Raw genomic sequence first — 21,173 nt, 5'->3', positions numbered from 1 at the left:
ACTTAGGGCAGCCTGTGCTAATTCAGGGAGGGTTTGTGGTGCGTGCCTCGGTGCGCCCGGAGGACGTCCGGGCGGAGGTGGCCGAACTGCTCGGTCTCGGTGCCGACGACCTTGACCCGACCGCCAACCTCATCGGCCAGGGCCTGGACTCCATCCGGATCATGACGCTGGCGGGCCGCTGGCGACGCCAGGGTATTGCCGTCGATTTCGCCACGCTGGCCGCCGCCCCGACGGTCGAGGCCTGGTCCGGGCTGATGACTGCCGACTCCCAGGACGGGGCCGCCGAGCCGCCACCGCCCGAATCGCCGGATGACGCGGCCGGCGACCCCTTCCCCCTGGCTCCGATGCAGCACGCGATGTGGGTCGGGCGCCAGGACGGCCAGCGGCTTGGCGGGGTGGCCGGACACCTCTACGTCGAATTCGACGGCCGCTCAGTCGATCCCGAGCGCCTGCAAGCGGCGGCCACGGCGCTGGCCCGGCGTCATTCGATGCTGCGGGTGCGGTTCCTGCCCGACGGCACCCAGCGCATCACCGCCGCCGGGGCGGCCGACGAGTTCCCGGTCGCGGTCGAAGACCTGCGCCACCTGAGCGGCGGCGAAGTCGATCAGCGGCTCGCCGCCATCCGCGCCGCCAAATCGCACCAGCAGCTGGACGGCGCGGTGTTCGAACTGGCGTTGACCCGGCTGCCCGGCGGGCGTTCGCGCCTGCACGTCGACCTGGACATGCAAGCCGCCGACGCGATGAGCTATCGCACCCTGATGGCCGACCTGGCGGCCCTGTATTCCGGTCAGGAGCTGCCCGCACTGCGGTACACGTTCCGGCAATACCGGCGCGCCATCGAGGCGGACGAGGCGCGGCAGCAACCGGTTCGCGAGTCCGACCACGAGTGGTGGGCGCAGCGCATCCCGGAGCTGCCGGACCCGCCGGCGCTTCCCACCACCGGCGACCGCGGCGCCCGCACGAGCGCCCGGCTCTGGCGCTGGCTGGACCCGCAGACCCGCGACGCCCTGTTCGCCCGCGCGCAGGCCCGCGGGGTCACCCCGGCGATGGCGCTCGCCGGGTCGTTCGCCAACGCCCTGGCCCGCTGGTCGACCGGCCCCCGCTTCCTGCTGAACGTTCCGCTGTTCGGGCGTCAACCCCAGCACCCCGACGTCGACTCGTTGGTCGGTGACTTCACCTCCTCGCTGCTGCTCGACGTCGACCTCACCGGCACCCGCACCCCGGCGGCACGGGCCCAGGCCGTGCAGGGCGCGATGCGGACCGCCGCCGCACACTCGGCCTATCCCGGGCTCTCGGTGCTGCGGGATCTCAGCCGGCACCGCGGTAACCAGGTGCTGGCGCCGGTGGTCTTCACCAGCGCGCTCGGCCTCGGCGAACTGTTCAGCCGCGAGGTCACGGCGCAATTCGGCACGCCCGCCTGGCTGATCTCCCAGGGTCCACAGGTACTGCTCGACGCTCAGGTCACCGAGTTCGACGGCGGCGTGCTGGTGAATTGGGATGTCCGCGAGGGCATCTTCGCCCCTGGTGTCGTCGAGGCCATGTTCGACTACCACATCGACGAACTGCTCAGGCTGGCCTCGGTCGATGACAGCTGGGCAGCGGTGGGTCCCGCACCGCTGCCCGACGCGCAGCGCGCGGTGCGCGATGCGGTCAATGGCCGTACGGCCGCGCCAAGCGGGGAAGCGTTGCACGACGGCTTCTTTCGGCAGGCCGAGCGGCGGCCCGAGGCGCCGGCGGTATTCGCCAGCTCCGGTGACCTCAGTTACGGGCAGCTGCGCGACCAGGCCCTGGCGGTGGCCGCCGCGTTGCGCACGGCCGGCGTGGGCGCCGGTGACACGATCGCGGTGGTGGGCCCGAAGACCGCCGAGCAGGTGCCGGCGCTGCTGGGCATCCTGAACGTCGGTGCGGTTTACCTGCCGATCGGCGTCGACCAGCCGCGCGATCGCGCGGAGCGCATCCTGCAATCCGGGTCGGTGCGCCTGGCCCTGGTGTGCGGCGGGCAGCGGCTGGCCCTGCCGGTGCCCGAGTTGATCCTCGCCGATGTGCTGCGCGACGCCGGCGCCGCGGCCGGCATACCCTCGGCGAGAATCGATCCCACCGACCTCGCCTACGTGTTGTTCACCTCCGGCTCGACCGGCGAGCCGAAGGGCGTCGAGGTGACGCACGACGCCGCGATGAACACCGTCGAATTCATCGCCCGCCACTTCGAGATCGGCCCCGCGGACCGCTGCCTGGCCCTCTCGACCCTGGAAGGCGACATCTCGGTGATGGACATCTTCGTCACCTTGCGGACGGGCGGGTCGGTCGTGGTGGTCGACGAAGCCCAGCGCCGCGACCCCGATGCCTGGGCAAGGCTCATCGAGACCCACCAGGTCACCGTCCTGCACTTCATGCCCGGTTGGCTGGAGATGCTGATCGAAGTCGGCCGCGGACGACTCTCCTCCGTGCGGGTGATTCCCACCGGCGGGGACTGGGTGCGCCCCGAGGTGGCGCGCCGCCTGAAAGCCGAGGCGCCGAACCTGCGGTTCGCCGGCCTGGGGGGAGCGACCGAAACCCCGGTCCATAACACCATTTTCGAGATTGCCGACCCTGACGCTTTGCCGGCGGACTGGACCGCGCTGCCCTACGGTGTGCCGCTCACCAACAACGCCTGCCGCGTCGTGAACGACGCGGGCGAGGACTGCCCCGACTGGGTCGCCGGCGAGCTCTGGGTGTCCGGCCGCGGGATCGCGCGGGGCTATCGCGGGCGTCCGGACCTCACCGCGGAGCGCTTCGTCGAGCACGCGGGCAAGACGTGGTACCGCACCGGTGACCTGGCCAGGTACTGGCCCGACGGCACGCTGGAGTTCGTCGGCCGCGCCGATCACCGGGTCAAGATCAGCGGGTACCGCGTCGAACTCGGCGAGGTCGAGGCCGCCCTGCGCCGGCTGCCGGGCGTGGCGATCGCGGTCGCGGCCGTCCTCCCCGGCGCCGGTGGCGCCGAGGTGCTGGCCGCCGCGGTCTGCCCGGAAAGCCCCCGTAGCGCCGAGGTCAGCGCGGAGCGGATTCGGGACCTGATGAGCGAAGTCGTTCCGGCGCACATGGTTCCGCGTCACATCGCACTGGTGGAGCGCGTCCCGTTCACCGACGCCGGCAAGATCGACCGTCGTGCGGTCGCCCGCGAATTGGGTGCCGTGGTCTCGCTGTGCGATCAGCCCGGCTACCACGCCCCGTCGACGCCGCTGGAATCCGCCCTCGCCGCGCTCCTGGGTGATCTGCTCGGCGTGCAGCGGGTCGGTCGTGACGATGACTTCTTCGCCCTCGGCGGCGATTCGGTGCTGGCCACCCAGGCCGTGGGCCGCATCCGGAGCTGGCTGGACACCCCCCACATCATGGTCGCCGACATGTTCGCCGGCAGAACCGTTGCCGCGCTCGCTGATTTGCTTGTCGGCCGGGAGCGGGACGGCGCGCGGCTCGATCGGGTGGCCGAGCTGTACCTCGAAGTCATCCAGATGGACGCCGAGGCGGTGCTATCGGCCTCCCACCAGGCCCGGAACTCGGGTACGGCGCAATGACATTCAACCCCGTGGTGAGCAGGCCAACCGAATTCGCGCCCTGGATCAAGCGGGCGCCCGCGAGGACCGAGCGCCGGCGAGCCGGCGCGACCGTCGTGTTTCCCCACGCCGGGGCGGCCGCGGCGAGCTACCGCGCGCTGGCGACCGCGCTTGCCGCGGGCGGCGACACGTACATCGTGCAGTACCCGCAGCGCGCGGACCGGCTGAGCCACCCGGCCCCCGACACCGTGCACGACCTTGCCCGGGACCTGTTCGACGCCGGACCGTGGAGCCGGGTGGCGCCGCTGCGGTTGTTCGGTCACAGCATGGGCGCCGTCGTCGCGTTCGAGTTCGCCAGGATCGCCGAATCGCACGACACCGCCGTGCGGCGCCTGTGGGTGTCGGCCGGGCCGGCGCCGTCCTCGGTTGCCGCCATGCCGGAACTCCCCACCACCGACGACGGATTGCTCGCCGACATCGCCGATCTCGGCGGCACCGATCCCGAGCTGCTGGCCGACGACGAGTTCGCCGAGCTGCTGACCACCGCGGTGCGGGCCGACTACCGGGCGGTCAACCGCTACGAGTGCGGTCCCGATGTCCGCATCAGCGCGGACATCCGTGTGCTGGGGGCACGCGATGACCACCGCGTCGACCCGGCCGCCTTGCGGCTCTGGGAGAACCACACCGCGGGCACCTTCGAGCTGTCGCTCTACGACGGCGGGCATTTCTATCTGAACGAACACCTCGATGCCGTGGCCGGTCGGGTGAATGCCGATGTCTGACAACAGGTTCGACGGCACGCCCGATCCGGTCGTGATCGTCGGCATGGCCGTTGAGGCGCCAGGCGGCATCGACACCGCCGACAAGTACTGGGAACTGCTGTCACAGGGCCGAGAGGCGCTCGGGCCGTTTCCCGCCGATCGGGGCTGGCAGGTCCGCGAATTGCTCGCCGGGTCGCGGCGCAGCGGTTTCAAGGAAATCCACGATCGCGGTGGGTTCCTCTCGGGCGCAACGATGTTCGATCCTGAGTTCTTCGGCATCTCACCGCGGGAGGCCGTCGCCATGGACCCCCAGCAACGCGTCGTCCTCCGGGTGTCCTGGCGCGCGCTGGAAAACAGCGCCATCAACCCCGACGACCTGGCGGGTCATGACGTGGGGTGTTTCGTCGGCGCCTCGGCCACCGGGTACGGGCCCCAGATGGCCAACTTCTCCCGGCACAGTGGCCACCTGCTCGCGGGGACCGCGTTGAGCGTGATCTCCGGCCGGGTCGCCTACACGCTGGGGCTGGCGGGCCCGGCGCTGACGGTGGACTCGTCGTGCGCGTCCGCGCTCGCGGCGTTCCACGTCGCCGTGCGCTCGGTACAGAACGGCGACTGCGACCTGGCGTTGGCGGGCGGGGTCAACGTGCTGGGTTCGCCCGGGTTCTTCGTCGAGTTCTCCAAGCAGCATGCCCTCTCCGACGACGGCCACTGCCGTCCCTACAGTGCGCACGCCAGCGGGACGGTGTGGGCCGAAGGGGCGGCAATGTTTGTGCTGCAACGCAAGTCGGCTGCGCTGCGCGCCGGCCGGCATGTCGTCGCGGAGGTCCGCGCCACCGCCGTCAACCAGGACGGCCGCAGCGCCGGGCTGAGCGCACCCAGCGGGGAGGCGCAAGCTCGCCTGTTCCGGCGGGCCATGACGCAGGCCGGGATCGACCCGGCAGACGTCGGCATGGTCGAGGGCCACGGCACCGGCACCCGGCTCGGCGACCGCACCGAATTACGCTCGCTGGCAGACACTTACGGCGCCACGGCGCCCGGGGGCGGCGCGCTACTGGGCTCGGTGAAATCCAACGTCGGGCACGCGCTGGCCGCCAGCGGAGCGCTCGGGCTGGCCAAGGTGGTGGTCTCCGCCGAGCACGGGGCCGTCCCACCGACGCTGCACGCGACGGATGCGAGCCCGGAAATCGACTGGGAGAGCCAGGGTCTGCGCCTGGCGAAGACGCTGACGGATTGGCCCGCGGTCGGTGGCCAGCGGATCGCGGCGACATCGGCATTCGGCATTGCCGGCACCAACGCGCACGTCATCGTGTCCCTGCCCGAGGTCGCGTGATGCTGACCTCCCCGTTGCCCGACGGGCGCATACCCGTGTTGCTCTCGGCGCACGACGAAGAGCTGATCGGGCAGGACGCCCGCGCGATCCTGGACTATCTGGGCCGAACCGGCGCCGACACCGACACCGCTGCGGTGGCGTCCACCCTGCTGCGCCTGCGGCGGGTGCGGCGGCACCGCGCGGTGGTGCGGGCCCGCGACCGCGCCGAGCTGGCATCCGGCCTGTCCGCGCTGGCCCGCGGCGAGGAGCACCCACTGGTCAGCCGATCCTCCCGCGCCGGCGCACCGTGCATCGCCTTCGTGTTTCCCGGTCAGGGCAACCAATGGCAATCGATGGGTGCCGATGCCTACCAACGACTGTCGGCGTACCGGGCCGAGGCCGACCGGTGCGGCCGGGCCTTCCTCGCCGCCGGGCTGCCCTCACCGCTGTCCTACCTCACCGACGACCGCGACCGGAACTGGTCGCGCACCGAAATTCAGGGAGCGCAGTTCACCCACGCCGTCAGCCTGGCCCACGAATGGCGATTCCACGGCGTGCTGCCCGCCGTCGCCGTCGGACACAGCCTCGGCGAGGTCGCGGCGGCGTACGTGGCGGGAACGATATCGTTGCCCGACGCGGTCGCGCTGGTCGGCGCCCGTGCCACGATCGTCGACCAATTGGCGGGTGACTACGCCATGGCGGTCCTCGGTGCCGGCGTCGACGAGGCCGAGTCCGTGATCGCGGAAACGGCGGGCTGGCTTGAAGTCTCGGCGGTCAACGGCCCCTCGTCCACCGTCGTCTCCGGCGACCGCGACGCCGTCACCGCCGCCGTGCGGCTGGCCCGGCGGCGGGGCGTGTTCACCCACGAGCTGGCCGTGGACTATCCGGGGCACACCAGCGTTTTACGGCGGTTGCGCGAGCAGTTGGCCGAGCGGGTTCCCCGCTCGGGTTTCACGGACAGCCCGGTCCGGTTCGTCGGCTCGACCTTTGGTGCGGAGGTCGGCAGCGACGCCGACTTCTCCCAGTACTGGTATGAGAATCTCTGCAAAACGGTGCGTTTCGATCACGCGGTGGCGGCGGCGCAGCGCCTTGGGGCCACCGCGTTCGTCGAGCTGTCCGCGCATCCTTCGCTGCTGTACCCGCTCGCCGACCTGATCGACGACCAGTCGACCGTGGTCGTCGGCTCGGGCCATCGCGACGGCTCCATCATCGACACGCTGGCGGCGAACATCGCCGCCGCGGCGGTCGCCGACCCGGGCTGCCAATGGGCCAACACCCTCCCCGGTGGTGCCCGGCCGCCACTGCGAGGGTTCCCGAACGCGCCCATGCGGGCCGTACACCTGTGGGCGGCGCCCGAATCGCTCATCGAGGCGGCGCCCGGCCCGGCGCTCACCGTCGCGGTCGAGAATTGGCAGCAGGTGGCGCCGCCGGCCGGGCCCGGTGCAGACCTCGGCCTGTTCGCCACTGCGCCGGTGGCGGGCGCTCTGATGCAGCGGCTGGTCGCCGCCGTTGGCGCGCACGGCGATTGCAGGGTGGTGGCGCCGAGCGACGCGGAAGTACTGGCGATCATCGCGCCGCAGCTCGACGGCCTCGACCCGGCCACGGCGATCGAGCAGATCGCGGCGCGACCCGATGCGGGGTTGCCCGACTACGCGGCCCTCGTCGGCCCGCGGTGCCGGGCGGTCTGGCTGGTCACCGCCGCCGCCGAAACCATCGATCCGGACGACGCCGACGCCTCCGCGGCGCAAGCGGCGCTGGCCGCGATGCATCGCAGCGTCGGGTTCGAATTCACCGACCAAACCTTCGGGCATCTCGACCTGCCGGGCCGAGAGGTCGATGACCAGGCGGCGCGCGCCGTCGTCGATGCGCTGCTCGGGGAGGCGGCCGAGGTCGCGCTGCGGGGCGGCGAATCGTCGCGGCGCTACGTCCGGACCTTCTCGGAATGCCGCGATTCGGCGACCGAGCGGCCGCTGGACGCCGACGCGCTGGACAACGTGGTGATCACCGGCGGCAGCGGAGCCATCGGCCTGCAGTACGCGCGGTACTGCATCGAGCGCGGGGCGCGGACGGTCACGCTGTTGAGCCGCAACGGTGTCGACCGGGACGCGCTGCGCAGGCTGACCGAAGGCCACGACGCGGTGGTGTACGCCCCGCGATGCGATATCACCGACCGGGTTGTCCTGACAGCCGTCGCCGCCCGGCACGCCGGCCCCGGCGCGTCGTTGCTGATCCACACCGCGGGCATCGCCGAGGCCCGCTCCCGTTCCGAGCTGACCGGCGCCGACGTGGCGGCGGTGTGCGCCGCCAAGGTGCGCGGCCTGGCGCTGCTGGACGAGGTGTGGCCGCTGCGGGCGGGCTGCCGAATCCTGGCCTGCTCGTCGGTGTTCGGCGTATGGGGCGGCTACCGCCACGCCGCTTACGCCGCCTCGAACCGGATGCTCGATGTGCTGGTCGCCCAACTGCGCGCCCGGGGACGTGACGCCGTGGCGATTCGGTGGGGACTGTGGCGGGCCGCCGGCGTCGTCGCGGCCGACGAGATCACCCGCACCGAACGCTCCGGGCTGACCGCGATGGACCCCGACCTGGCGATCGAGGCGGCCCTGCGCCGCTACGGCGGCGATCCGCTGATCTTCGACGCGGACTTCGACCGTCTCCGGGTATTCTTCGAAAGCCAGGGCATGCCAATGCCGTTCGATGCGGTCCAAGGCACAGACGAGGCAACCGGCGCCTCCGGCACCAAACCGCTCGCCGAGATCGTGCGCGCCGAAGTCGCCGCGACGTTGCACCTGGGCGACGCCGTCTCGATCGACCCGAGCGCGGCGCTGATCGACCTCGGGGTGGACTCGTTGCTCGCGCTCGACCTGCGCAAGCGGCTGCGCCGGACGGTCGGAAGCTCTGTCCCGGTCGCCCGCATGCTCGGCGGGATCACCCTCAACGAATTGATCGACGCGTTGCGCGCCGCCGCAACCGGCGTGCCGGGACACGGCGCGACACTCGACGCCCGCGACGCCAGAAAGGTTGGACTCCCAGCGTGACGGACACCACCGGGACCAGGTCCCGTCTCGACGAGGAGCGCCTGGAATTATTGCGCCGCAGGATCGCCGAAGCCGGCCTGGCCGGGCCGGCGGTCGAGGCGCCCGTGGCGAACCGCCAGCCGCGCATGTCCGTCGGCCAGCACCGGATGTGGTTCGTGCAGGCGGTGGACCCCGACAGCGCGCTGCTCAACGTCTGTGTCTCCTACCGCCTGACCGGCGTGGTGGACGTCGCGCGATTGCGGCGCGCGGTCGACGCCGTGGCCGCGCGGCACTCCGTGCTGCACACCACCTATGCCAGGGGAGCGGAGGGCGACCCGCAGCCGGTGATCCGCGAGGGGCTACGGCCCGGGTGGGCCGAACACGACCTGTCCGGGCTGACCGATCAGGCCCGCCGGCTGCGGCTCGACGTGCTGGCGCAGCGGGACTTTCGCCGCCCGTTCGACCTGGCCCAGGATTCCCCGCTGCGTGTCACCGTGGCTCGCTTGTCCGGTGACGAGTTGATGCTGCTGATCACCGCGCATCACATCGCCTGGGACGATGCCTCGTGGACACCGTTCTTCGCCGACCTGACGCGCGCCTACACCGATCCGGACGCCTACGGCGGTGAACCCGTGCTGGCGGCCCCGGGGCCGGACGAAGCCCATGATCCCACCGCGGACTTCGAATACTGGCGGCCGCTGATGGCGAACCTGCCAGAGCCGCTTGAACTTCCGGGTCCCAACGGCTCGGTGGTGCCAAGCACCTGGCGCGCCCAACGCGCCACCGCGCGGTTGTCGGCGGCGACCGTCGACAGGGCGGCCGCGCTGTCGCGGGAGACCGGCGCCACGCCCTACATGGTGCTGATGGCCGCCTTCGCCGCGCTGGTGCACCGCTACACCCAGTCGACGGACTTCCTCGTCGCCGCCCCGGTGCTCAACCGCGGCGTGGGAACCGAGTCCGCCATCGGTTACTACGGCAACACCGTGGTGCTCCGGCTGCGGCCCGAGCCGCACCAGACGTTCCGGGAGCTGCTGGCCCAAACCCGGGACGCCGCGGTCGGTGCCTTCGCCCATTCGCGCGCCGACCTGGACTGGCTGGTGCGGGAGTCCAATCCCGATCGCCGGCACGGCGCCGACCGGATGACCCGGGTGAGCTTCGGACAGCGGGAGCCCGACGGCGCCGGCTTCCGCCCGCCCGGGGTGCGGTGCGAGCGCGGGGAGCTGCGCGGCCATTTCAACCAGCTGCCATTGAGTTTCATGATCGAGCTCGACCGCACTGGCTCGGGCGGCGCGCTGGTCGAAGCCGAGTACCTCGTCGAGGTGCTGGACCAGCAACTGGTCGATCAGCTGTTGCGGCATTACGCCGTGTTGCTGGACGACGCGCTGAGCGACCCCGACACCGCGCTGTCGGCGTGCGCGCTGATGGACGCCGAGGACGCCGAGTGGTTACGGCGCGCCTCGACCGGCGAGGAATTCGAAACCCCGGCCGCCACGTTGCCCGCGCTGGTCACCCGCCGGGCGGCCCGGTCGCCCGAGGCCATCGCCGTCGTCTACGAGGGACGCGAATACACCTACCGTGAGGTCGACGAAGAGTCGAACCGCCTGGCGCACTGGCTGATCGAGCAGGGCATCGGCACCGAGGACCGCGTCGCGGTGTTGCTGGACAAGTCGCCCGAACTGGTCATCACCGCGCTGGGCGTGCTCAAGGCCGGCGCGGTCTACCTGCCGGTGGATCCCACCTACCCCGAGGATCGGCTGAACTTCATCCTCGGCGACGCGGACGCCAAACTCGTTCTGCGCGAGCCGATTACCGGGCTGTCGCGGTTCCCGGCCACCGCACCCGCCGAGTTGGTCCGGCCGCTGAGCCCACACAACACCGCCTACCTGATCTACACCTCGGGTTCGACCGGGCTGCCCAAGGGCGTGCCGGTGCCGCACGCGCCGATCGCCGAGTATTTCGTCTGGTTCGGGGCCGAGTACCGCGTCGACGAAACCGACCGGTTGCTGCAGGTCGCGTCGCCCAGCTTCGACGTCTCCATGGGCGAGATCTTCGGCACGTTGATCATGGGCGCCCGCCTGGTGATTCCGCGGCCCGACGGGCTGCGCGACATCGGCTACCTCACCGAACTGCTCGGCCGCGAAGGCATCACCTCGATGCACTTCGTGCCGTCGCTGCTGGGACTGTTCCTGTCGCTGCCCGGCGTCGGCCGGTGGCGCACCCTGCGGCGCGTACCGATCGGCGGGGAAGCCCTACCGGGCGAGATCGCCGACAAGTTCCACGCCACGTTCGACGCGCTGCTGTACAACTTCTACGGACCGACCGAGACCGTCGTCAACTGCACCAGCTATCCGGTGGAAGGGGCCCAAGGCACCCGGGTGGTGCCCATCGGGCGTCCCAAGATCAACACGCAGGTGCACTTGCTCGACCAGGCGCTGCGGCCGGTCCCCGTCGGCGTGATCGGCGAGATCTACATCGGCGGAACGCATGTCGCGCACGGTTATCACCGCAGGCCGGGGCTGACGGCCGAACGTTTCGTCGCCGACCCGTTCACAACGGGCGGCCGGTTGTACCGTTCGGGCGACCTCGCCCGCCGCAACGCCGACGGGGACATCGAGTTCGTCGGCCGCGCCGACGAGCAGGTGAAGATCCGCGGCTTCCGCATCGAACTGGGCGAGATCGCCGCCGCCATCTCGGTCGACCCGAGCGTCGGGCAAGCGGTCGTGCTGGCCATGGACCTGCCCCGGCTGGGCAAGAGCCTGGTGGGATACGTGACGCCGGTCCCGGGCGGCGGCCCGGAAACCATTGAGGTCGAACGCATCCGCACTCGGGTGGCCGCGGCGCTGCCCGACTACATGACGCCGGCGGCCTATGTGGCGCTCGACGAAATCCCCATCACGGCGCACGGCAAGATCGACCGGGCGGCGCTGCCCCAGCCGCAGATCGGGGCGGCCGCCGAATACCGCGACCCGACCACTCGCACCGAACGGCGCATCGCCGCACTGTTTTCCGCGCTGCTCGGCCACGACCGGGTGGGGGTCGACGACTCGTTCTTCGACTTGGGCGGCCACTCGCTGGTCGCGACCAAACTCGTCACCGCGATTCGCTCGGAGTGCGGGGTCGAGCTCAGCATCCGCGACGTCTTCGAGCTGGCGACGGTGGCCCTGTTGGCGGAGCGGGTCGATCAACTGAGTTCTGGAGAGCTCAGGCAGTCGCGACCCAAGCTGATCGCGACCCCCCACGACGAACCCATGCCGCTGTCGGCCTCGCAGCTGCGCAGCTGGTTCGCCTACCGCGTCGACGGGCCCAGCTGGGTCAACAACATCCCCTTCGCCGCGAAACTGACCGGGCCATGGGACATCGATGCCCTGGTCGCCGCGGTCGGCGACGTCATCGCCCGGCACGAGATCCTGCGCACCTCCTACGTCGAGTTGGACGGCGTGCCCTACCAGCTGGTCGGAGGGGCCGGGGAGATTTCCGTGCGCCGTGCCACCGGTCCCGACGACGCCTGGCTGCAGCGACAGCTGGACGCCGAGCGTCGGCACTGCTTCGAGCTGGACCGCGAATTGCCGGTTCGGGTCGCGGTGTTGCACAGCGCCGATAACCCCGCCGAGCATGTGCTGTCGCTGGTCGTCCACCACATCGCCTCGGACCACTGGTCGGCGGGCGTGCTGTTCGCCGACGTGATGACCGCCTATCGGGCCCGCCGGACGGGGGAACCCCCGGCGTGGGCGCCGCTGCGCGTGCAGTACGCCGACTACGCGGCCTGGCAGGCGGAGTTCCTGGGGGACGCGAACGGTCAGGAGTCCGCCGTCGCCGCCGAGCAGCGGGACTACTGGAACCGGCAGTTGGCCGGGCTGCCGGAGGACACCGGGCTGCGGCCAGACTTCCCCCGCCAGCCGGTGCCCAGCGGGGCGGGCGAATCCGTCGACTTCCGCATCGACGCCACGACCCGCGGCAGGCTCGCCGAGTTGTCCCGCGAGATGGGCATCACCGAGTTCATGCTGCTGCAGACGGCCGTCGCCGTGGTTTTGCACAAGGCGGGCGGCGGCCTGGACATCCCGCTGGGGACCCCGGTCGCCGGGCGCACCGAGGCCGAATTGGACCAACTCATCGGCTTTTTCGTCAACATCCTGGTGCTGCGCAACGACCTGACCGGCAACCCGACGCTGCGCGAGCTGCTGACCCGCGCCCGCGAGACGGCGCTGGCCGCCTACGCCCACCAGGACCTGCCCTTCGACCGCGTGGTCGACGGCGTCAGCCCGGTCCGCTCGCTGTCGCGCAACCCGCTGTTCCAGGTCGTCGTGCACGTCCGTGACCAGCTGCCCGCCATGCGGGTGATCGAGCAGGCCCCCGAGGGCGGACAGGACACGGTGTGCACCTCGCTGGACCCCGTCTTCGACATGGCGCACGCCGATCTCAGCGTCAATTTCTTCGGCACCGACGGCTCGAACGGCGTCGGTTACACCGGCAACCTCATCTTCCGCACGGAGCTGTATGCCCGGCCCACGATCGAGCGGCTGGCCGGCTGGCTGACCCGGGTGGTCACCGAGTTTGCCGACAACGTCGATCAGACTTTGCGGGATGTCCAACTGACCGACGCAGAAGAGCGGCACCTGATGCTTCAGCGCTGGAGCCGGGGCGAGCGGGCGCCGCACGACCGGCCGCGCACCATCGGAGAACTGCTGCGGCCGAGCCGATGCTGGGGATCCGACCGGATCGCGGTGCGCTGCGGCGAAGAGCAGATCGATTACCCTGCGCTGCACCGCTTTTCGGACAACCTGGCGGCGCTGCTCACCGGGTACGGGGTCGGGCCCGGGACGCTGGTGGGGCTGTCGACGCGTCGGGGTATCGACCTGGTGGTGGCGCTGGTGGCCATCATGAAGGCCGGCGGCGGCTACTTCCCGATCGACCCCGGCTATCCGACGGCGCGCAAGCGGTTCATGCTCGACGACGTGCAACCGCCGGTGGTGGTTGCCACCGCCGAAGCCGCCGGCAGCATGCCCGAAGTTGCCGGCGTCACGGTGATTTCACTGGACGACCCGCAGGTCCGCGCCGCTGTCGAGAGCGGGGAGGCCGAGTGCCAGGCACTACCGCTACCGCACCCCGACGACCCGATGTATCTGGTGTACACGTCCGGCTCCACGGGCAAGCCGAAAGGCGCGCTGGGCACCCATCGGTCGATGGCGGCCCGGCTGGACTGGCAGCTACGGCACTACCCACCGCGAACGCAGGACGTTCGGCTGGCGCAGGCCTCGATCACCTTCCTCGAGGGCGGCATGGAGATGCTGGCCGGCCTCGCGGCGGGGGCCACCATGATCCTCGCCGACGACGCCCAACATCGCGACCCGGAAGCCCTGGGGGAGTTGATGACCCGGCATTCGGTGGCCCAGGTGACCGCGGTGCCCAGCCTGGTCTCCGCCCTCATCGACAGCCGGCCCGATGCGGTGCGGGCGCTGTCCCGCCTGGTGTGCGGAGGCGAACCGGTGAGCACCCCGCTCCTGCGGCGCCTGGTGTCGGTCTGCGCCGGGGCGGACATCGAGCTGTTGAACAACATCGGCTCCACCGAAACGTCCGGCGCGGTATCCCGCGGGCGGCTGGAGCCGCCGAATCCGCTCGTGGGCAAGCCGGTTCCCGGGGCGGACGCCTACCTGCTCGACGACGGCCTGCGGCCGGTACCGGTCGGTGTCGTGGGCGAACTCTATTACGCCGGCGATCAACTGGCGCGGGGCTATTGGAAGCGGCCCGCGCTGACCGCCACCCGGTTCGTGGCCAATCCCTTTGCGCTCGAGCCGGGTTCACGTCTGTACCGCAGTGGCGACCTCGCCCGCTGGACCGAGGACGGCCGACTGGAATTCGTCGGACGCTCCGACCACCAGGTCCAGGTACGCGGTTTCCGGGTGGAGTTGGCCGAGGTCGAGGCGGCGCTGGCGGGAGTCGACGGTGTCGCCGCCGCGGCGGCCCGCACCTGGGAGGCACACGGCGGGACCTCGCTCGCCGGATATGTTGTGCCGCAACGTCGGATCCTCGATGACACCGAGAAGGCCTCGTTCGCATCCGAGGTGCGCGCCGCGATCGGCGCGACACTGCCCGGCTACATGATGCCGTCGTCGTTGACCGTCCTAGAGAAGCTTCCCAAAACCGAATCGGGCAAGCTGAATCGGCCCGGGCTGCCGCGGCCGGCGGTTACCACCAGTGGGCGCGTCGAACCGTCGCGCACCGACACCGAACGGGCGCTGGCCGACGTGTTCGCCGAGCTACTGTCGACACCCGAGGTGGGCCGCTTCGACGACTTCTTCGCGCTGGGCGGGGACAGCATCCTGTCGGTGCAGCTGGCCTCGCGGGCACGGGCCGCCGGCCTGGCGGTCAGCCCGCGGATGATCTTCGAGAACCCGACCGTGCAACAGCTCGCGGCGGCGGTGGATGCGCTGGGGCGCAACGGCGGCGAGCAGGTCGAGGAGCCCGCCGACACCCGGTTCGAGCCGATGAGCACGTCCGGACTCTCGACCGAGGATCTTGCCGCGGTGACGCAGCTTTGGTCGTCGTCGCGCGACGGTACGCCATGACGGTCACCAAGGATGTCACGCCCGACATCGAGGACGTGATGGCGCTGAGCCCACTGCAAGAGGGCTTGTATTCGCTGACCACGCTCGCCGAGTTCGGCGACGGCGACGCCGACGATCCTTATGTGATCGGGATGGCCGCCGACATCTCCGGTGCGCTCGACGTCACGCTGTTACGCGATTGCGCGACCAAGATGTTGGTGCGCCACCCCAACCTTCGGGCCAGCTTCTTCAGCCGGGGCATCGCCCGTCCGGTGCAGATCGTGCCGTCCCGCGTCGAGCTCCCATGGCGCACCGTCATGGCCGCACCCGAGGATTTGGGGGCGCTGGAGGTTGCCGAACGCCGCCGGCCGTTCGACCTCGAACGCGGGCCGGTCATCCGTTTCCTGCTCATCGAATTGCCCGGTCCGCGATGGCGTCTGGTGCTCACCGCGCACCACATCGTGATCGACGGCTGGTCGTTGCCGGTGTTCGTCAACGAGATGATGATCCTGTACCAGGCCGGCGGTGCTCCGTCGGCGCTGCCCCGCGCGCCGCGGCCCTACCGCGATTACATCGGCTGGCTGGCCCGTCGCGATTCCGAAGCGGGCCAGCGCGTCTGGCGTCGACACCTGGAGGGCCTGCCCGGGCCCACCCTGCTATCCGCCGCGCTGGGCTCGGCGGAGGGTCGGCGGACCGGGCTGCCCCGCACCACCGAACTGCGGATGCCGGCGGAGGCCAGCGCGCGCCTGGTCGAGCAGGCGCGCTCCCGCGGCATCACCGTCAACACGCTGATGCAGGTGGCGTGGGCGCTGGTGCTGTCTCGGCTCACCGACAGCCAGGACGTGGTGTTCGGGGTAACGGTGTCCGGCAGGCCCCCGGAACTGGCCGGCGTGGAGACCATGATCGGCCTGTTCATCAACACCGTTCCCATGCGGGTGCGGTTCGACCCGGCGGTCAGCGTCGGCGAGCAATGCCGCACGGTGCAGCGCGATGCCGCGCTGCTGCGCGACCACGGCTACCTCGGGCATGCCCAACTGCGGGCGCTCGGTGGGGTCGGGGAGATGTTCGACACCCTGCTGGTCTACGAAAACTTTCCCTTGGACGGACTGACCGCCGGAACCGAATTGACCGCCGCCGGTGCGACATTCCGGCCGTCCGCCCTGCAGACGCTGTCACACTTCCCGATCACCGTCGCGGCCCATATGGAAGGTGGCGAGCTGGTGGTGCTGGTCGAAGTGATCGACGGCGCACTGGGCGACGTCCCCGCCGCCGCCTTCGGCCGGCGGGTGCTCGTCACCGCCGAGCGGCTGCTGCGGGACTGGGAGCGGCCGCTGCCCCAGGTCAGCGTCCTCTTCGAGGACGAGGTACCCGCCCCCGGCGCCGCCAGCGCGCCCACCGCCCCGTCGGTCGTCGGCATCCACACGCGGTTCGCCGAAGTGGCCGGCGAGACCCCGGACAACGTCGCCGTCAGCTGGGCGGGCGGCGCGCTGAGCTACCGCGAACTGGACGCCCTCGCCGACGGCCTGGCCGCCCGCCTCGCCGATCGCGGGGTGCGGACCGAAACCCCGGTCGCCATCCGGCTTTTCCGTGGCCCGCAATACATCGTCGCGACGCTCGCCGTGCTCAAAGCCGGCGGTGTGTGCGTGCCGATGGAGCCGGGGACACCCCCCGAACGGGTGGCATCGATCCTGCGCCAGTCCGGCGCGTCCATCGTGATCGACGACGAGTGGCTCTCGTCCGGCGGACCACCCGGCGCCGATTTCCGCGCGGTCGCGGTGTCGGCCGGGCAGGCCGCGTACGTCATCTTCACCTCGGGCACCACCGGAGAACCCAAGGGCGTCATCGGGACTCACGCGGCGGTGGCCGCCTACGCCGACGATCACCTGGACAACGTGTTGCGGCCGGCGGCCGCCCGGCTCGGCCGGCCGCTGCGCATCGCACATGCGTGGTCGTTCGCGTTCGACGCCGCCTGGCAGCCGCTGGTCGCCCTACTCGACGGGCACGGCGTGCACGTCGTGGACGAGCACACCCAGACCGACGCCGAGGCGCTGGTCGCGGCGATCGCCGAACACGACATCGACATGATCGACACCACCCCGTCGATGTTTGCCCAACTGGCGGCATGCGGTTTGCTCACCACCGTTCCGCTGGCCGTCCTCGCCCTCGGTGGGGAAGCGCTGGGCAAGACCGCCTGGAATTCCATCCGCGCCGAGTGCGCGCGCACGGGCATGGCGGCCCACAACTGCTACGGCCCCACCGAAACCACCGTCGAGGCGGTCGTCGCCGCCATCGCGGAGCACGACGAGCCCGCGATCGGGCGGCCGACCCTGCACACCCGCGGTTACGTGCTGGACTCGGCGCTGCGCCCGGTGCCCCGCGGGGCGACCGGCGAGCTCTACCTGGGCGGTGCCCAGCTGGCGCGCGGCTACCTCGGCCGGCCCGCCGAAACCGCCCGGCGATTCGTGGCCGATCCGTTCGCGGCCGGCGAACGCATGTACCGCACCGGCGATTTGGTGCGTCGCGGGCCCGACGGCGCGTTGCAGTACGTGGGCCGCGCCGACGCGCAGGTGAAGATCCGCGGCTACCGCGTCGAGCCGGGCGAGATCGCGGCCGCGCTCGAATCGCATCCCGCCGTCCAGCATGCGGGCGTGCTGGTGCGCCGGCGGCACGGCGTCGCGCGGCTGACCGCGTATGTCGTCATTTCCGGCGCGGCGCCTCGCCCACCTTCGCCGACCGAGTTACGCGGCATGCTCGGCTCCCGGTTGCCGCGCTACATGATTCCGCAGCGCATCGTCGCGGTCGACGAAATCCCGCTGACGGTCAACGGCAAACTGGACGAAGCCGCCCTGAGCGCCCTCGACGCCGACGAGGCGGTTTCCGCCGAGGCCCAGCCCGAGACGCCCACCGAAGCCGCACTGGCCGAGCTGCTTTCGGAACTGCTGCACCAGCCACGGGTCGACGTGGCCGCGGATTTCCTGCAGCTGGGTCTGGACAGCATCATGGCCCTGACGGTGGTGCAGGCGGCCCGCGCCCGGGGGATCGCCCTGCGCGCCAGGCTGATCCTCGAGTGCGCCAACATCCGCGAGCTGGCCGCGGCGATCGATTCCGAAACCGTTTTCGGCACCAGCGATGCCGAGGGCGGCACCGCGCCCATGCCGGTGCTGCCCAACGGCCGCTGGCTCTACGAATACGGCGAGCCACGCCGGCTGGCGCAGACCGAGGCCATCCGGCTGCCCGACGGCGTCACCCGCGCGCAATTGGACACCGCGCTGGCGGGCATCGTGGCCGGGCACGAGGTGCTGCGCGCCCGCCTGGACCGCGCGACCATGACCCTTGTCCCGGCCGGGGCCGCCGGCGCCCACCTCATCGAAGTCGAGGTGTCCGACGACGTGCGAGCCGTGATCCCCGGACACGTCGCACGGGCCGTCGACCGCCTCGACCCGGAACGGGGTGCACTCCTGGCCGCGGTGTGGCTTCGCCCCCCGGCCGGGCAGAGCGTGCTGCTGCTGGCTGCCCATGTGCTGGCGATGGATCCTGCCTCGTGGCGGGTGGTTCTGGGCGAATTGGATGCCGCCCTAAGGGCTTTGGCGGCGGGCCGGCCGCCCGCACCCGCGCGGGAGCACACCAGCTACCGGCGCTGGGCCGCCGCGCTCGTCGAACGCGCACACCGGCTCGACACGGTGCAATTCTGGGCCGGCCAGCACGTCGGTGACGATCCCGACATCGGCGCCCGCCGCCTCGATCCGCGCCGCGACCGGGCCCGCGATCTGGACGTCCGTCTGGTCGCCGCCGACGCGGACACCACCCGCCGGCTGCTGGAGTCGGGCCTGCCATTGCCGCACCTGTTGATCGCCGCCACCGCGGCGACGGTGACGCGTTGGCGGCGATCGCGCAACCAGGCGACGCCGCCGCCCCTGCTGGCGCTCGAGACCCACGGGCGCGCCGACGGTCTCGTCGACGCCCCGAGCGCGCACACCATCGACACCGGCGACACCGTCGGGCTGCTCAGTTCCATCTACCCGATGCGGGTGACGTCGGCCGATCCGCGAGAGGTGGGGGAGCAGCTGGCGGCCATTCCCGGGGACGGACTGGACTACGGGCTGCTGCGCTACCTGCGGGCCGACACCGCCGAACGCCTCGCCCCGTTGCCCGGCCCGCAACTGCTGTTGAACTACCTCGGCGCCGCCCACACCGGCGGCGGCACCGTGGTGCGGCTGGAGCGCGAGCTGCTGGCCGGGGTGTCGCCGCAGCCGGAACCCGATCTGGCGGTCCGTCACGAGCTCACCATCGTGGCGGCCATGCTCACGTTTGACGGGCAACGGGTGCTGGCCGCGCAGTGGCGCGCGCTGCCCGACATTCTCGGCGACGCCGATGTTGCCGAGCTGCAACGTCTTTGGATGGAATCGCTGCGGGAGACGGTGACATGAGTACGCTTGCGATCCTGGGCGCGGGAGCCAAGGCGGTAGCCGTCGCGGCGAAGGCGTCCGTGCTGCGCGACATGGGCGTCGACGCCCCCGAGGTGATCGCGGTCGAGCGGATCGGTGTCGCGGCCAACTGGCAGGCCAGCGGCGGTTGGACCGACGGTGCGCACCGGCTGGGCACCAGCCCGGAAAAGGATGTGGGCTTCCCGTACCGCTCCGCGCTGGTGCCCCGCCGCAACGCCGAACTCGACGAGCGGATGACCCGCTACAGCTGGCAGTCCTATCTGATCGCCACGGCGTCGTTCGCCGAATGGATCGACCGCGGCCGGCCGGCGCCGACCCATCGCAAGTGGAGTCAATACCTGGGCTGGGTCGCCGACCAGATCGGCCTCGACGTGGTGCACGGCCAGGTGGAACGGCTGGCCGTCAGCGGCGACCAGTGGGCGCTGCACACCCACGAAGCCACCGTGCACGCGGACGCCCTGATGATCACCGGGCCCGGCCAGGCCGAGAAGTCGTTGCTGCCCGGCAACCCGCGCATGCTGTCGATCGCCCAATTCTGGGACCGCGCCGCGGGTCACGACCGGATCAGCGCCGAGCGGGTGGCGGTGATCGGCGGCGGCGAGACGGCCGCGTCGATGCTCAACGAGCTGTTCCGGCACCGGGTTTCGACCATCACCGTCATCTCGCCGCAGGTGACGCTGTTCACTCGCGGGGAGAGCTTCTTCGAGAACTCGCTGTTCTCCGACCCCACCGACTGGACCGCGCTGACGCTGGCCGAGCGTCGCGACGCGCTGGCCCGCACCGACCGCGGGGTGTTCTCGGCGAACGTGCAGGAGGCCCTGCTGGCCGACGACCGCATCCGCCACTTGCGTGGCCGGGTGGCCCACGCCGTCGGCCGGGACGGGCAGATCCGGTTGACGCTGTCCACCAACCGGGGCAGCGAGAACCTCGAGACGGTGCACGGTTTCGATCTGGTCATCGACGGCTCCGGTGCCGACGCACTGTGGTTCACGTCGTTGTTCGGCCAGGACGTGCTGGATCTGTTGGAGCTCGGCCTGGGCGGACCGTTGACCGCGGATAGCCTGCAGGAGGCGATCGGCTATGACCTGGCCGTCTGTGGCGTCGCACCGAAGCTGTTCCTGCCCAACCTGTCCGGGTTGACGCAGGGGCCCGGATTCCCCAACCTCAGTTGCTTGGGATTGTTGTCAGACCGGGTATTGGGTTCTACGGGGGGCTTAGCCGGCCCGGCCAAGCACACGACAAGGAGACGCGATGAGCATCAACCCCTTCGATGACGACAACGGCACGTTCGTTGTCCTCGTCAACGACGAGGAGCAGCACAGCCTGTGGCCGAGCTTCGCCGACAGGCCGGCGGGCTGGCGGGTGGCATTCGGCGAAGCGAGCCGCGCCGAATGCCTGGAGTATGTGGAACAGAATTGGACCGACATCCGGCCGAAGAGTCTCCAGGAATCGATCAAGCGACGAGGCTGACGCGAGGTCGCCGCACCCCGTAGCGTCGCCGTAACGTGACCGACCCGAGACACAAATGCCGGCCGTACCGGGCACACTTACACCAACTACACCGTGCTC

8 protein-coding genes are annotated in these 21,173 nt (G+C 71.0%); all 8 read left to right on the top strand.

Annotation, left to right across the window (positions count from 1 at the left end; genetic code table 11):
* Positions 1 to 35: 35 nt before the first annotated feature.
* The 8 genes from G6N37_RS10785 to G6N37_RS10750 are packed head-to-tail and all read left to right on the top strand — an operon-like array spanning position 36 to position 21,074.
* Positions 36 to 3,554: a non-ribosomal peptide synthetase gene (locus G6N37_RS10785; protein ID WP_163679728.1), complete on the top strand. Its 3,519-nt coding sequence runs from the start codon at positions 36 to 38 to the stop codon at positions 3,552 to 3,554.
* The gene (locus G6N37_RS10780) at positions 3,551 to 4,315 is read left to right on the top strand and encodes a thioesterase II family protein (protein ID WP_163679726.1); all 765 of its coding nucleotides are present in this window, start codon (positions 3,551 to 3,553) and stop codon (positions 4,313 to 4,315) included. Before G6N37_RS10785 ends, G6N37_RS10780 begins: the two co-directional genes overlap by 4 nt.
* Positions 4,302 to 5,624 carry a beta-ketoacyl [acyl carrier protein] synthase domain-containing protein gene (locus tag G6N37_RS10775; protein WP_372514672.1) on the top strand — a complete coding sequence of 441 codons (1,323 nt, stop codon included), beginning with the start codon at positions 4,302 to 4,304 and terminating at the stop codon, positions 5,622 to 5,624. Before G6N37_RS10780 ends, G6N37_RS10775 begins: the two co-directional genes overlap by 14 nt.
* Positions 5,621 to 8,638 (top strand): mycobactin polyketide synthase MbtD, encoded by a 3,018-nt coding sequence (mbtD, locus tag G6N37_RS10770; protein WP_163679719.1) that lies wholly within the window; start codon positions 5,621 to 5,623, stop codon positions 8,636 to 8,638. The genes G6N37_RS10775 and mbtD overlap by 4 nt, the downstream gene beginning before the upstream one ends.
* A complete protein-coding gene (locus G6N37_RS10765; RefSeq protein WP_163679716.1) occupies positions 8,635 to 15,180 on the top strand; it encodes a non-ribosomal peptide synthetase in 6,546 nt (2,181 codons plus the stop codon). Before mbtD ends, G6N37_RS10765 begins: the two co-directional genes overlap by 4 nt.
* Positions 15,177 to 19,586: a non-ribosomal peptide synthetase gene (locus tag G6N37_RS10760; RefSeq protein WP_163679714.1), complete on the top strand. Its 4,410-nt coding sequence runs from the start codon at positions 15,177 to 15,179 to the stop codon at positions 19,584 to 19,586. Before G6N37_RS10765 ends, G6N37_RS10760 begins: the two co-directional genes overlap by 4 nt.
* Complete coding sequence (mbtG, locus tag G6N37_RS10755) at positions 19,583 to 20,878, top strand: NADPH-dependent L-lysine N(6)-monooxygenase MbtG (RefSeq protein ID WP_163679710.1); 1,296 nt, start codon at positions 19,583 to 19,585, stop codon at positions 20,876 to 20,878. Before G6N37_RS10760 ends, mbtG begins: the two co-directional genes overlap by 4 nt.
* Positions 20,856 to 21,074: an MbtH family protein gene (locus G6N37_RS10750; RefSeq protein WP_163679707.1), complete on the top strand. Its 219-nt coding sequence runs from the start codon at positions 20,856 to 20,858 to the stop codon at positions 21,072 to 21,074. Before mbtG ends, G6N37_RS10750 begins: the two co-directional genes overlap by 23 nt.
* Positions 21,075 to 21,173: the final 99 nt, after the last annotated feature.

It is taken from the genome of Mycobacterium seoulense (genome assembly GCF_010731595.1).
In the GTDB taxonomy this organism is placed as follows: Bacteria; Actinomycetota; Actinomycetes; order Mycobacteriales; family Mycobacteriaceae; genus Mycobacterium; species Mycobacterium seoulense.
The sequence above is the reverse complement of the archived record's forward strand: the minus strand, read 5'-3'. Positions and strand labels throughout refer to the sequence as shown.

Excerpts from the sequence above, each read along its gene's own strand:
- G6N37_RS10780 (WP_163679726.1), top strand. The coding sequence starts at position 3,551 with ATGACATTCAACCCCGTGGTGAGCAGGCCAACCGAATTCGCGCCCTGG.
- G6N37_RS10775 (WP_372514672.1), top strand. The coding sequence starts at position 4,302 with ATGCCGATGTCTGACAACAGGTTCGACGGCACGCCCGATCCGGTCGTG.
- G6N37_RS10760 (WP_163679714.1), top strand. The coding sequence starts at position 15,177 with ATGACGGTCACCAAGGATGTCACGCCCGACATCGAGGACGTGATGGCG.
- mbtG (WP_163679710.1), top strand. The coding sequence starts at position 19,583 with ATGAGTACGCTTGCGATCCTGGGCGCGGGAGCCAAGGCGGTAGCCGTC.
- G6N37_RS10750 (WP_163679707.1), top strand. The coding sequence starts at position 20,856 with ATGAGCATCAACCCCTTCGATGACGACAACGGCACGTTCGTTGTCCTC.